A 13,812-nucleotide genomic window follows, 5' to 3' on the forward strand; every position below is an offset into this window, starting at 1 on the left:
TTATGCGTCAGTTTTATGACAGATTTATGAATAAGATGACCGCTATATGACCCGCCCGGTGGCCGTGTGACAACGCAAATTTGCGTTCGGTTATGTCCCTCATCTGCTTAATGTTTATAATCTGCTTTACGCTTTTTCGCCATGGAACCGCTATGCGCATCATTCACACTTCAGACTGGCATCTGGGTCAAAACTTCTACAGTAAAAACCGCGCCGCCGAACATGACGCTTTTCTCGACTGGCTGCTCGCCGCCGCCGAAACGCATCAGGTGGATGCCATTATTGTCGCAGGCGATATTTTCGACACCGGTTCCCCGCCAAGCTATGCCCGCGAGCTTTACAACCGCTTTGTGGTCAAACTCCAGCAAACGGGCTGCCAGCTTATCGTGCTGGCGGGAAACCACGATTCCGTGGCCACGCTGAATGAATCAAAAGAGATCCTCGCTTACCTGAAAACTACCGTGGTAGCCAGTGCAGGCACCCAGCCGTTCTTGCTAAAGCGCCGCGATGGCAAACCCGGCGCGGTATTTTGCCCGGTGCCGTTTTTACGCCCGCGCGACATTACCGTTAGCCAGGCGGGGCTTTCCGGGCAACAAAAACAGCAGCATTTACTCGCAGCAATCACCGATTACTATCAACAACAATTTACTAAAGCCTGTGAACTGCGCGGTGACAAACCACTGCCGATTATCGCCAGCGGCCATTTAACCACGGTGGGTGCCAGTAAAAGTGACGCGGTGCGTGATATTTATATCGGCACGTTAGACGCCTTCCCTGCACAAAATTTTCCCCCTGTGGATTACCTCGCGCTCGGCCACATTCATCGCGCGCAGAAGATTGGCGGCCTTGAGCACATCCGTTACTGCGGTTCGCCCATTGCGTTGAGCTTTGATGAAACCGGGAAAAGCAAAAGCGTCAATCTGGTGACCTTCGCCGAAGGTAAGCTCGCCGATGTCACGGCGCTGGAGGTGCCGGCAACCCAACCGTTAGCAGTGATCAAAGGCGATTTCGCTGAAATCTGCCGTCAGTTAGAACAATGGCGCAATGCCCCCGCAGAGCCACCCGTCTGGCTGGATATTGAAATCGAAAGCCATGAATATCTGGCGGATATGCAACGCAAAATCCAGCTGGTAACCGAAGATTTGCCGGTCGAAGTGCTGCTGGTGCGCCGCAGCCGCGAGCAGCGCGAACGAATTCTTTCCGGCGAGTTACGCGAAACCTTAAACGAATTAAAAGTGGAAGAGGTGTTCGCCCGCCGCCTTGCGCTGGCAGAACTCGACGACACACAAAATGCACGGTTACACACGTTGTTTAGCGAAGCGCGCCAGGCGTTGGATGAGGAGAATGAAGCATGAAGATCCTGAGCCTGCGGCTAAAAAACCTGAACTCGCTTAAAGGCGAGTGGAAAATAGACTTCACCGAAGAGCCGTTTGCCAGTAACGGTTTATTCGCCATTACCGGCGCGACGGGCGCGGGGAAAACCACGCTGCTCGACGCTATCTGCCTGGCGCTGTACCACGAAACACCGCGCCTGAGCACCCTTTCGCAATCGCAAAACGATTTAATGACCCGCGATACGGCCGACTGCCTGGCCGAGGTGGAGTTTGAAGTGAAAGGCGTCGCCTACCGCGCGTTCTGGAGCCAGAGCCGCGCCCGCGGGCTGCCGGATGGCAACCTGCAAGCCCCGCGCGTTGAGCTGGCGGCCTGCGCCGATGGCAAAATCCTTGCCGATAAAGTGAAAGATAAGCTTGATCTTACCGCCTCACTGACCGGGCTAGATTATGGCCGCTTTACCCGTTCTATGCTGCTGTCGCAGGGGCAGTTTGCCGCGTTCCTCAACGCGAAGCCGCGCGAACGCGCCGAGTTGCTCGAAGAGCTGACCGGCACCGAGATTTACGGCCAGATTTCCGCCATGGTGTTTGAAAAACACAAAGCGGCGAAAACCCGGCTGGAGCAGTTGCAAGCGCAGGCAAAAGGCGTGGAACTGCTTAGTTATGAGCAGCGCCAGCAGCTTGCGCAACGTTTGCAGGCGCTTACTGACGAAGAGCAACGTTTGCTGGCAGGGCAGCGCGACATACAGGCGCAGGCCAACTGGCTGAACCGCGATGCGGAGTTACGCGCCGCGCGCGGACGTGCGCAGGCCGCACTGGTACAGGCTCAGCAGGCGCTGGCCGGTGCCCAGCCGCAGTTAGCGGCGCTGGAACGTGCGCAACCGGCGCTGCAATTGCGCCCGCTATGGGATCGGCTTGAGGAGCAGCGTAAAGCGCTGGTTCGCACCCGCGCACAGAGCGAAGAAGTAAATACTCGCTTACATGCCAGCCTATTACAGCGCGCACGCATTCGCTTCAGTGCCCAGCAGCAGCATGCAACATTGCGGGAAACGCAGAAAACGCTGGAAAGCTGGCTTGTTGAGAATGCCCGTTTTGAGCGCTGGCAGAACGAATTAACCGGCTGGCGCGTGTTGTTCAACCAGTTGGAAGAAGAGAAAAAACAGTGGCTCGGCCTGCAACAGCGTGTGCAGACTCACGAGGCGAAACTACGCACCTTGCCTGAATCGACACTGGCAATGAGCGCGGAAGAGACGGCGGCGGCAATGGCGTTGTGCGCGCAAAACCGCCCGCTGCGCCAGCAACTTACTGCTCTGCATGCCCGTTTTGCTCCGCTGCGCAAACAGCTGACGCAGCGCCAGCAGAGCTTGCTTGATTTACGCGCCGAGCAGGAAAAGATCGGTGTTGAACTGGCGCGCAAACGCGAGCTGTATAAAGAGAAAAACCAGCTGCTGACGGAAGTCACGACCATTTGCGAGCTGGAAAACCGCATCAAAGATCTGGAAAGCGAGCGCGCGCGTCTGCAACCGGGTCACCCTTGCCCGCTGTGTGGCGCAACCGAACATCCGGCGATTGCGCATTATCAAACTCTTGAGCCAGGCGTCAATCAGGCACGGCGCAGCGCGCTGGATCTGGAAGTGCGCCAGGTCAAAGAGGATGGCGTCGCACTTGGCGAGCGGCTGAAAGGGTTGGCTGAACGCTACGAAAAAGATGAGCGCGAAGTGAAAAACCTGCAACAGGAGGAGCAAAACTGGTTGCAGGAGTGGGCAAAAGCCTGTGCCGCGCTCAGCGTCACGCTGGAGCCGCATCGCGAGCTTACCAGTTGGCAAAGCGCGCAGGATGCTTATGAACATCAGCTTTATTTGCTGAACCAGCGCCAGACACTGCAGTTGCAAATCCGCGAACTTTATCAACAAAGCGAGCAGTATCAACACGCTGTGGTTGCCCGCCGTGAAAAACTGGCGACCACACTGCAGCAGCTGGATCTGGCCCTGCCAGCGGAAGGCGAAGAGGAGCCGTGGCTGGCAGCGCGCACGCAGGAAGCCGAACAGTGGCAACATCAGCAGCAACAGCTCAGTGCGCTGCACGAAAAAATGGCGCAGCTCACGCCGATCCTTGAGACGCTACCGGAAAGCGACACCGCCAGCGATGGGCAGACAGTAGCGCTGGAAGGCTGGCGAAAGGTACACGATGCCTGTCTTGCGCTGCAAAGCCAGTGGCAAACCTTGCACCAGCAACTGGCGCAAGAGGAGCAAACCGCAGGCGCGCTGGAGCAACAATTTACCGATGCGCTGGGGAAAAGCGTTTTCGCCGATCATCAGGCCTTTCTCGACGCCCTGCTCACCGAGCCTGAACGCCAGCGCCTTGAGCAGTTACGCCAGAAGCTCGACAGCGAATGCCAGCAGAAACAGGCACTAGCGAACAGCGCTGAACAGGCGCTAAATGCGCACCAGGCACAGCCGCCTGCGGCACTCACTCCGGATGCCACGGTTGAAAGCACTGGCCTGGCGCTGGACGCTATTTCGCGCCAGCTTCGGGAAAACACCACCCGCCAGGGTGAATTCCGCCAACAGCTGAAACAGGACGAAGATAACCGCAAGCGCCAGCAAAACGTATTGCAGGAGATGGCGCATGCCAGCGTGCTGTATGACGACTGGGGCCATCTGAATGCGCTTATCGGCTCCAGAGAGGGAGATAAATTCCGCAAATTCGCCCAGGGTTTAACGCTGGATAACCTTGTCTGGCTGGCGAACAACCAGCTTAATCGCCTGCACGGACGTTATCTGCTGAAACGCAAGGAGAGCGACGCCCTGGAACTGGAAGTGGTCGACACCTGGCAGGCGGATGCGGTTCGTGATACGCGCACCCTTTCCGGCGGCGAGAGCTTCCTGGTCAGCCTGGCGCTGGCGCTGGCGCTCTCCGATCTGGTGAGCCATAAAACCCGCATCGACTCGCTGTTCCTCGATGAAGGTTTTGGCACGCTGGACAGCGAAACGCTGGATACGGCGCTGGATGCCCTTGACGCGCTGAACGCCAGCGGCAAAACCATCGGCGTGATTAGCCATGTCGAAGCGATGAAAGAGCGCATCCCGGTGCAGATCAAAGTGAAGAAAATTAACGGGCTGGGCTACAGCAAACTCGACGGGAAATTCGCGGTGAGTTAAAAAATAAGGGCGCGTTCAACCGCGCCCTCGTTGTTTATTCGCCCTGTGGCCACAGCCACGCCGCGCCGCGTACGCCGCTGGAATCGCCGTGCAGCGCTTTGCGGATCGGCGTTTCGCACTCACCGCCAAATACCCAGTTGCGCAGCAGAACCGGTACGGTCTGGTAAAGCCGCTCGACGTTACTCATGCCGCCGCCCAGCACGATCACATCCGGGTCAAGAATGTTCACCACATGCGCCAGTGATTTTGCCAGCCGCAGCTCGTACCGGCTAATCGCCAGTTCCGCCACCGCATCCTGTTCGTCGACCAGACGCATGATCTCATTGCCCTTGAGAGTCTTACCGCTAAGCCGCTGATAATCCGTGGCAAAGCCGGTGCCGGAAATAAAGGTTTCAATACAGCCTTGTTTGCCGCAATAACAGGGGACTTCGGTACGGTAGCGCAGCTCATCCTCATCCATCCACGGCAGCGGATTGTGCCCCCACTCGCCTGCGGTGCCGTTACCGCCGATGTGCGCGTGGCCGTTAAGCGCGACGCCGGAACCGCAGCCGGTGCCGATAATCACCGCGAACACCGTTTGCGCACCGGCTGCCGCGCCGTCCACCGCCTCGGAAACCGCCAGGCAGTTGGCGTCGTTTGCCAGCCGCACTTCGCGGTTTAACCGCTGGCTCAAATCCTTATCGAACGGTTTACCGTTCAACCAAGTTGAATTGGCATTTTTCACAACACCGGTGTAGGACGAAATCGAACCGGGAATGCCCATGCCTACCGTGCCGCGCTGCCCGGTCTCTTTTTCCGTGAGATCCACCAACGAAGCGATTAGCTCAATGGTCTGCCAATAGTCACGCGGCGTGGCCTGGCGGTGGCGAAACAACTCTTCGCCCTGTTCGCCCAGCGCAATGATTTCTGTTTTTGTACCACCTAAGTCGATACCGATACGCACATCAAACTCCTCATAGTGGACCACGCATTAGCAATGCAACGGCGGCGACAATTCGCTATCATGCCCGCTGCATTTAACGACAAGGCCGTGGAAAAAATCATGCTGTGGTTCAAAAATTTAATGGTATACCGTCTCAGCCGCGATGTTGCGCTGCGTGCGGAAGAGATGGAAAAACAGCTTGCCCCACTATCGTTTACTCCATGCGGTAGTCAGGATATGGCGAAAACCGGATGGGTTCCACCGATGGGTTCACACAGCGACGCGCTGACCCATAGCAACAACGGTCAGATTATTATCTGCGCGCGTAAAGAAGAAAAAATTCTGCCGACGCCGGTAGTCAAACAAGCGCTGGAAGCAAAAATTTCCCGTCTTGAAGCCGAGCAGGGTCGCAAGCTGAAAAAAACCGAAAAAGATTCGCTGAAAGACGAAGTGCTGCACTCCTTACTGCCGCGTGCATTCAGCCGTTTCAGCCAGACCATGATGTGGATCGACACCGTGAATGGTCTGATTATGGTCGACTGCGCCAGCGCCAAAAAAGCGGAAGACACGCTGGCGCTGCTGCGTAAAAGCCTCGGTTCGCTGCCGGTGGTACCGCTGGCGATGGAAAATCCTATCGAACTGACGCTGACCGAATGGGTGCGTTCCGGTACGGTGGCGCAGGGTTTCCAGTTGCTGGACGAAGCAGAACTGAAAGCGATGCTGGAAGATGGCGGCGTGATCCGTGCGAAAAAACAGGATCTGGTGAGCGATGAAATCGCCGTACACATTGAGGCAGGCAAAGTGGTCACTAAGCTGGCGCTCGACTGGCAGCAGCGTATCCAGTTCCTGATGTGCGATGACGGTTCCGTAAAACGCCTGAAATTCTGCGATGAGCTGCGCGATCAGAACGAAGATATCGATCGCGAAGATTTTGCCCAGCGTTTCGATGCCGATTTTATTCTGATGACCGGCGAGCTGGCGGCGTTGATTCAAAACCTGGTGGAAGGCTTAGGCGGCGAAGCGCAGCGCTAACCTTTTCTCTACAGACAAACGCCCGGATTTTCCGGGCGTTTTGCATTACAGGTAACGGCAGAGGTAAGAACTCGGTTCCGCCACCTGCAAATGAAATTCGCTATGACCAGGTACATTGAACACTTCACCCGCGGCGTAAGCTTTCCATTCGGTTTCGCCCGGCAGCAGTACATTCAGCGCGCCGCTTACTACCGTCATCTCTTCCGGCTGCGCGGTGCTGAAAGTATATTCCCCTTCCGCCATGACCCCAACGCTGGCACGGCCAGTGCTGCTGCTGGTAAAACCAATGGATTTCACTTTACCGGAAAAGTATTCGTTACTTTGAAGCATGAACTGGCCCTTATAAAGAAAATGTATGGAAAAACACTATAGAGGCCGGGCTTTGCTTCTGTCACGAGAAATTCACACGATTGCCGGTCTAAACCAGCAGTTCAGATGCCAGCCGCGCGGCCAGCACATTCGATAACAAAACGGGCACATCCAGCGCTTTTTGCAGCAAATCGCGGTGATATTGATGGAAACCAAGACAATCCAGCATCAGCACATCCGCACCGCGCTCAATAAGCTCTTTACCCGCGGCAATTAATTCCTGTTCTGTCGCCAGGTAAGGATGGGCCAGCACATAGTAAGGTTCATTTTCCAGCACTTGCCATTTTTTCTTTTGCTGCGCCATCAGTTCGGGAATGGGCACCATCACGCCCACCTGGTGCCCGTCGACAATGGAAGCGACCAGCGGCGGAATAATGCGCTGCGGCTCAACCAAAATCGCGTTACGTGCAACGAAACCGCGAATATCAGCGGTACTCATCAACAAAATGACATCGTAACCCTGGTTATCCAGCACTTCGATAACGCCCTGGAGATCGCGCTCCACTTTCTCGCGGGAAACCATCCCGAGGCTGTCATCGCTTAATCGAGTGGGAATGGCGTGCTCCCCGGCACCGACGGCGTATTCACGTCGCACCTCATCCGGATCCATTTTTCCCAGCAAGCTGAGATGGGTGATCTGCTCTTCTGAAACGTGCTCCGCGAGGAGCGGGAAAATCTCTTTTACCGGAACCACACCAATGGTGAGGATCGCCAGGGACGCGCTCATTTTCTACTTTCCGCCTTTCATCACTGCTTGTTCTTATTCGCTCTCGATCACGCCGTTTTGACGGCTGTTGTGTAAAGAGAACATGCCACTCCTGTGTTCATATAAATTCCAGTAACCATAAAAGAGTAACCGCTGGCTATTATTCAGCCAGTTTAAAAACGTGACGTAGATCCTTTTTTGTAATGTTCAGGAGATCATCCAGCCAGCAAGATGCGGCTTAGCTTTTGTCCGGATCTTCATAACGCCGTTTGGCGTCCAGAGCTTCCTGCTCGGTGGGGTGTTCACTAATTAAGGTATCCGGTTTCGGATGGTCGGCGCGCAGTTCATACCAGGTCACTGTCGGGCCATTCGCACCTTTTTCAACGGCGACAACACGGGCTTCACGCGGATATGGCGGTTTGGTCGGCATAGCTCTTCCTCATTTTGCGGGTCGAGCAATAAGTATAGACAAACGTTTCGCTAACTGGCGCGCGCCAGTTGCAATGCCGCTTCAATATCAGACACCACCTTATCCGGCGACTGCGCTGCATCCACTACATAATGCGCAGCTTCACGGTACAACGCATCGCGCTGCGCCAGCACTTCACTAACTTCTTCGCTGATGGGCTTGCCGGTTAGCGTCGGGCGTTGCCCCTCCTCGGGAAAAGCCTCCAGCCGGTCCGCCAGCACCTCGACCGGCGCGCAGAGATAAACCACCACGCCGTGTTCACGCATAAATCGGCGGTTGTATTCGCGAAGGATAATCCCGCCGCCGGTCGCCACCACGCGTGATGGCGCGCTAACCGCTTCCAGCGCGGCGGTTTCCCGTGCGCGAAATCCGTCCCACCCTTCCTGTTCAACAATCGCTGCGATGGTCTGTTGGGCATTTTCCTGCAACCAGTAATCGGTATCGATAAACTGGCATCCCTGCGCCAGCGCCAGCGTCCGACCAACCGTTGTTTTACCGCAACCACGTGCGCCGATAAGAAAAATGGGGAGCGTCATGAGCAGGTGTTCCCTCCGGGTCCTGCACAGTGCAGGACGGAAAATAAGACAGCGATGATATCACCAAACTAGTACGAAATTCATCGTAAAATTAACGTTACACTTTTATGTCCGCGCCGATAAAAACTTCAAGCGAAACCAGATTTAATCTGGGTTTCATCTGTAAAGATTCTATGGCAGCACGTGTCGCGGCAACCTTACTGAATGTAACACAGGCTGGCAAGCCCGCAAGGCGGCAAACAGTAACATATCAAACGGGGATGCGCAGAATTTACTCGCTCTGGCGGCGCTTGTCGGCCAGCAGCCACTTATCCAGCTCGGCGGCGAACTGCTGGCGATCCCGCTGTGACAGGCTGTCCGGGCCACCGGTTTGAATACCGCTGCTGCGCAGGGTATCCATGAAATCGCGCATCGTCAGTTTTTCGCGAATAGTTGCCTCGCTATAGCGTTCACCGCGCGGGTTCAGTGCCGCCGCGCCTTTTGCCAGCACTTCCGCCGCCAGCGGAATGTCGGCCGTTATCACCAAATCACCGACTTCGCACAGGCGGACAATTTCATTGTCGGCAACATCAAAACCCGCAGGCACTCTGATGGAACGGATCACCCGCGACGGCGGCACGCGCAGGTTTTGGTTCGCCACCAGCGTTAACGGCGTCTGCGTGCGCTCGGCGGCACGGAATAAAATCTCTTTGATTACGTTCGGACAGGCGTCCGCATCAACCCAAATCGCCATCGTTACTCCTTTCTGGTTTTGGCGCATTGTCGCTTTAATTTCCTGTCGGGGAAAGGAGAGATCCTTTCGCCCTCGCCGCCAATCCACGTTAAGCTATATCGCACAAACATTTACAAGCAGAGAGACGGATGTGATGGAGAAGAAAATCGGTTTTATCGGCTGCGGTAACATGGGAAAAGCGATTGTTGGCGGCTTGATTGCCAGCGGCCAGGTGCTGCCGGGGCAAATCTGGGTGTATACCCCGTCGCCGGAGAAAGTGGCTGCCCTGCATGACCAGTTTGGCGTGAACGCCGCGCAAAGCGCGCAGGAAGTGGCGCAGATTGCCGATATCGTCTTTGGCGCCGTTAAACCGAACATTATGGTGAAAGTACTCAACGATATCGCCTCCAGCCTGAACAAAGAGACGCTGGTGGTCTCCATCGCCGCCGGCGTTACGCTTGATCAGTTAGCTCGCGCGCTCGGCCACGACCGCAAAATCGTCCGCGCCATGCCCAACACCCCGTCGCTGGTGAACGCGGGTATGACCTCTGTGACGCCTAACGCGCTGGTCACCCCGGAAGATACCGCCGATGTACTGAATATCTTCCGCTGCTTTGGGGAAGCGGAAGTGATTGCCGAACCGATGATCCACCCGGTGGTTGGCGTCAGCGGCTCTGCACCGGCGTATGTATTTATGTTTATCGAAGCGATGGCCGATGCCGCTGTGCTGGGCGGGATGCCGCGCGCGCAGGCGTATAAATTTGCCGCTCAGGCGGTAATGGGCTCGGCAAAAATGGTACTGGAAACCGGCAAGCATCCGGGCGAGCTAAAAGATATGGTCTGTTCGCCCGGCGGCACCACCATTGAAGCGGTAAAAGTGCTGGAAGAGAAAGGTTTCCGCTCGGCGGTTATCGAAGCCATTGCCGCGTGTATGGCGAAGTCTGACAAAATAAGTAGCTAACTAATGCGCCACGCGATATCGCGTGGCGCGATTTCTCAGGCCAGCATTTCGCTGGCGGCATGCATGCTAATCGGTTGCTGCATTTTCAGCAGTAATCCCGCCGTTTCACTGTACTCGCCGCAACTCAGCACCGCTTTCAGTATGCCTTCTTCGCCGTAGAGCACGGCAAAACGTTTATTATCAAACGATCCCAGCATTTTCATACTGTCCCACTCACGGGTGTAACCGAGATATTCAAAGCGGTTACCAAAGTGAGTCGTCCAGAAAAAGGGCACCCGATCAAAGGTGTGCCGTTCACCCAGCATATTCAGCGCGGCGAGCCGCCCCTGCTGCTGCGCCACACGCCAGTGTTCAATGCGACGACGCCCTTCCGGGGCCGGGTAGCTGGCGATATCCCCTACCGCCCAGACATCCGGTGCCACGCTCAACGTTTCATCCACCGTCAGGCTGCCATCCTTTTCATGAGGCAGATCGTGTGCCATATCGGTCACCGGTTGCACACCCGTGGCAAACACCACTACGTGTGCTGGTACGGAACGGCCATCTTTTAACGTTACGCTCCGCACATGGCCGTTCCCCTCCAGCGCCGCCGGTTCGCCGGTAACAAACTTCACGCCATTCTGTTTATGCAGATTCATAAAATGCCGCCCCACCTCCTCACCGAACTGCGGTACAAACGGCAGCGCATGGCGCGATAACACCGTCACGTCGATATCCTGATTACGCAGCGCCGCCGCCAGTTCCATGGCGATAAAGCTATTACCGATCACTACCAGTTGTTGCTCCTGTTCGACTTCATTGAGCAGACGCTCAGCCTGGTGGATACCACGCAACACATGCACACCCGACAGGTGGTTGCCGGGAATATCCGGCCACACTGGCTGGCCACCGGTGGCCAGCAGTAGTTTGTCGAAAGCGATCTGTCGGCCACCGGCAAGCGTAAGCTGGTGAGCGTGGCAATCAATATTCGCCACCTCTTCACGCAGGCTTTCGACGCCGGGCTGGCTGTAAAAAGCGCTGTCCAGCAAGTGGGGAACGTCACTGATTTTCATTTTTCCCGCCGGCACGAATTTGCTCAGCGCGGTGCGATCGTAGGGCGCATCATCTTCTTTATCGATCAACACCAGGTGACCGTTAAACCCGGCGTCACGCAGCGTTATCGCCGCCGCACTGCCAGCGGCACCTGTTCCCAGGATCACGGCGGTTTGCGGGCGCTCGCCACGGATAAGCGAATGGCTGGCGGGAGAAAGTGGACGCGGGTTCACCAGCACACGATTTTGCTCAAGCATCACCGGATACTGCTTGAGGTTTTGCAGCGCCAGCGGTTCACGCCATTCGCCATTGGTGATATCAAACGCGGCTTTATGCCACGGGCAGACCAGTTTTCCATCGCACACGGCACCCTTCTCCAGCGGCCCGCCTGCGTGCGGGCATTTACTCTGAAAGGCGCGAACTTTCGCCCCGGTGCGGATAAGGATCATTGAGGTGCCCGCGACATCCACTTTGACCGGTTGGCTTTCCGGCAAGGCATTCAGTTCAGTAACGTATTGATAGTTCATCACTTTGCTCCCGTGTCAGTGTTGCGAAAACGGGCGTAACGCCAGACAGCGCACAACCACGAGGAAAAGGGAAAATAAAACGAAGCTCACAAAGTAAGCCTGGCAGAGATTAGCGGGCGGGCAAAAAGACGAGGCAAATTCCGAAAAGAGGGTGAGCAAAACGCGATGCTCACCCGATGCGTTATTGCGTTTTTTTCAGGCAACCGCTCATAAATTTACTGCGATCTTCGCCTTTAAGGGATTGTTGCGTCGCCTGGGCATTACATTCGCGCATCCGCTGTTGCTGCGGCGTCAGGCTTTTTTGTCCGGGCTCAGTTTTGGTGTTTTTCAGGCAGTCACTCATGTATTTCTTACGGGCATCTCCCGCCAGGGTTTGCGCCGTCGCCTGTTGATTGCAGAGGGTCATGCGTTGTTGTTGCGGAGTCAGCGTTTTTTCGGCGGCGCTCAGCGCCGTGACAAACAGCAGACCGAAAACGAGGGTAACCAGTAATGTTATTTTCATAGCACCATCCTTCTCTTAATGTGCCTTTTAAGGATGGTACTAATTGGTGAAAAAACCACCCGGCAGCAAAGATTTACCGCCGGGAGGCTGTTACTTCAGATTCAGTGCCGCTTTCATGGTGTAGAACAGATCGGTCTGATCCGTCAGCCCCACCACATTGCCCGCATGCGGGCCGTAAGCCGCGATGCGAACCTGCGTTCCGGTATGTTCCATCGACTCCTCTTCCGAGTTGCCGTAAGTGATGGCCATTACCGCGCCGTCTTTGGTGTTCAGTGCCTGGCTTAAGCCTGGCGCTTTGGTATCTGCCGGAATGATCTGGCTGGCGTGGGCATGATCCGCCGTCACGATCACCAGCGTATTGCCATCTTTTTTGGCAAATTCCAGCGCCTTCTGCACAGCTTCGTCAAGATCAACCGTTTCGCCGATCTGACCGCACGGGTTCGCCGCGTGATCCTGTTTATCGATCGACGCGCCTTCTACCTGCAGGAAGAAGCCCTTTTCGTTTTTGCTCAGCAAATCAATGGCTTTTTCCGTCATCGCCGCCAGTGTTGGTACGCTGTCGGTACGTTTCGCGTTTGGCGTACAGGTCACGGCAGGTTTATCAATATTGCCATGCAGCGAGGCTTTTGGCCCTTCCCAGCGCACCGGCATGTTGCCGTCGGAGAACAGCCCCAGCAGCGGTTTATCCTGGTTCGCTTCGGAGATCGCCGCGAGCGTGGAGGCATCGCCGACTAATTGGTAGCCGCGCGCCTGCGCTTGTTCGCGCAGCGTTTTCCCTTTCCACTCACCAGCGGTAGCGGTTTCGCTAAAGGTTTTCGCGCCGCCGCCCAAAGTGACATCCGCGCGGGCGTTCAGCAGTTGTTCGGTAATCGACCCTTTCCCGCCTTTCTCCAGCGCGTTAAGCGCACACTTCTCACTGGTCACCGTCGGGCCGTAGCAGCGGCGTGAGATAACGTGAGAAACCAGCGCGGCGGGCGTAGCGTCTTGCAGTTCCGCAGTGGAAACGTTGCCCGTCGCCAGACCAGCGGCTTTGGCCATCTCCAGAATGGTGGTGTGATCTTTATCGTGAATGTCGACGCCGAGCGCACCGTTATAGGTTTTCACGCCGGTACTCCAGGCCGTGGCCGACGCGGCGGAATCGGTGACGTAATCCGGCTTGCCGGTTTTTTTGTCCAGCGAATAGTGTGTGTACTGGCCGGTCAGGGGCAGTGCGTCAATACCTTTAAAAAATCCACCGGCCCCTTCGGCGTAATTTCGCGCGGCGGTAATTTCGGAATCCCCCATGCCATCGCCAATCAGCAAAATAATATTTTTGGCGGGCTTATCCATGAGGGAATCACGCAGAGCAGCGGTTTGGTCACCGCTTAAACGGCGCGCACCACCAGGCGTGGAAATATCGCCGTGAGCAGCACGATTATCAAGAACCGGTGCCGACGTCGTTTCGGCATAAATAGCAGGGGTAAACATCAGAGGTAATAATGCAAGAAATAATGCGCTCTGTTTCACTTTAATATTCTCCATGTACAAATACTTAAAGAAAATAAAACAGAGC

13 protein-coding genes are annotated in these 13,812 nt (G+C 55.9%); 4 read left to right on the forward strand and 9 right to left on the reverse strand.

The features are described 5' to 3' along the window. Positions 1-152: 152 nt before the first annotated feature. Complete coding sequence (gene sbcD, locus M8Q36_RS00565) at positions 153-1,355, forward strand: exonuclease subunit SbcD (RefSeq protein ID WP_249879676.1); 1,203 nt, start codon at positions 153-155, stop codon at positions 1,353-1,355. Next, the gene (gene sbcC, locus M8Q36_RS00570) at positions 1,352-4,492 is read left to right on the forward strand and encodes an exonuclease subunit SbcC (protein WP_249879677.1); all 3,141 of its coding nucleotides are present in this window, start codon (positions 1,352-1,354) and stop codon (positions 4,490-4,492) included. Before sbcD ends, sbcC begins: the two co-directional genes overlap by 4 nt. A 34-nt stretch (positions 4,493-4,526) precedes the next feature. Here the strand turns inward: sbcC and mak are convergent, their stop codons facing one another. Then, complete coding sequence (gene mak, locus M8Q36_RS00575; RefSeq protein WP_249879678.1) at positions 4,527-5,435, reverse strand: fructokinase; 909 nt, start codon at positions 5,433-5,435, stop codon at positions 4,527-4,529. A gap of 99 nt (positions 5,436-5,534) precedes the next feature. Between mak and rdgC the strand changes: the two genes are divergently transcribed. After that, the gene (rdgC, locus tag M8Q36_RS00580) at positions 5,535-6,446 is read left to right on the forward strand and encodes a recombination-associated protein RdgC (protein WP_044489799.1); all 912 of its coding nucleotides are present in this window, start codon (positions 5,535-5,537) and stop codon (positions 6,444-6,446) included. Between the two features lie 45 nt (positions 6,447-6,491). On the opposite strand, the gene ppnP is transcribed toward rdgC, so the two are convergent. The 5 genes from ppnP to M8Q36_RS00605 all read right to left on the reverse strand — a co-directional run bounded on the left by ppnP (position 6,492) and on the right by M8Q36_RS00605 (position 9,259). Beyond that, positions 6,492-6,776, reverse strand: a complete 285-nt coding sequence (gene ppnP, locus M8Q36_RS00585; protein WP_017458829.1) for a pyrimidine/purine nucleoside phosphorylase — start codon at positions 6,774-6,776, stop codon at positions 6,492-6,494. Between the two features lie 88 nt (positions 6,777-6,864). After that, positions 6,865-7,542 (reverse strand): AroM family protein, encoded by a 678-nt coding sequence (locus tag M8Q36_RS00590; RefSeq protein WP_249879679.1) that lies wholly within the window; start codon positions 7,540-7,542, stop codon positions 6,865-6,867. Between the two features lie 217 nt (positions 7,543-7,759). Continuing rightward, on the reverse strand, positions 7,760-7,951 hold the full coding sequence (gene yaiA / locus M8Q36_RS00595) for a protein YaiA (protein ID WP_017458827.1): 192 nt from the start codon (positions 7,949-7,951) through the stop codon (positions 7,760-7,762). A gap of 50 nt (positions 7,952-8,001) precedes the next feature. Then, on the reverse strand, positions 8,002-8,526 hold the full coding sequence (gene aroL, locus M8Q36_RS00600; protein ID WP_249879680.1) for a shikimate kinase AroL: 525 nt from the start codon (positions 8,524-8,526) through the stop codon (positions 8,002-8,004). Between the two features lie 271 nt (positions 8,527-8,797). Next, complete coding sequence (locus M8Q36_RS00605) at positions 8,798-9,259, reverse strand: YaiI/YqxD family protein (protein ID WP_249879681.1); 462 nt, start codon at positions 9,257-9,259, stop codon at positions 8,798-8,800. A gap of 133 nt (positions 9,260-9,392) precedes the next feature. Between M8Q36_RS00605 and proC the strand changes: the two genes are divergently transcribed. Beyond that, entirely contained in the window at positions 9,393-10,199 is an 807-nt protein-coding gene (proC, locus tag M8Q36_RS00610) for a pyrroline-5-carboxylate reductase (protein WP_249879682.1), read from the forward strand. Between the two features lie 35 nt (positions 10,200-10,234). Here proC and M8Q36_RS00615 read toward each other — a convergent pair whose 3' ends face one another. The 3 genes from M8Q36_RS00615 to phoA form a co-directional block, all read right to left on the reverse strand. Then, positions 10,235-11,758, reverse strand: a complete 1,524-nt coding sequence (locus M8Q36_RS00615; protein ID WP_249879683.1) for an FAD-dependent oxidoreductase — start codon at positions 11,756-11,758, stop codon at positions 10,235-10,237. 181 nt (positions 11,759-11,939) lie between these two features. Next, positions 11,940-12,260, reverse strand: a complete 321-nt coding sequence (gene psiF, locus M8Q36_RS00620; protein WP_017458822.1) for a phosphate starvation-inducible protein PsiF — start codon at positions 12,258-12,260, stop codon at positions 11,940-11,942. A 90-nt stretch (positions 12,261-12,350) separates the two neighbouring features. Next, entirely contained in the window at positions 12,351-13,781 is a 1,431-nt protein-coding gene (phoA, locus tag M8Q36_RS00625; protein WP_249879684.1) for an alkaline phosphatase, read from the reverse strand. Positions 13,782-13,812: the final 31 nt, after the last annotated feature.

The sequence above is a fragment of the Kosakonia sp. R1.Fl genome (assembly GCF_023516815.1).
GTDB lineage: Bacteria > Pseudomonadota > Gammaproteobacteria > Enterobacterales > Enterobacteriaceae > Kosakonia.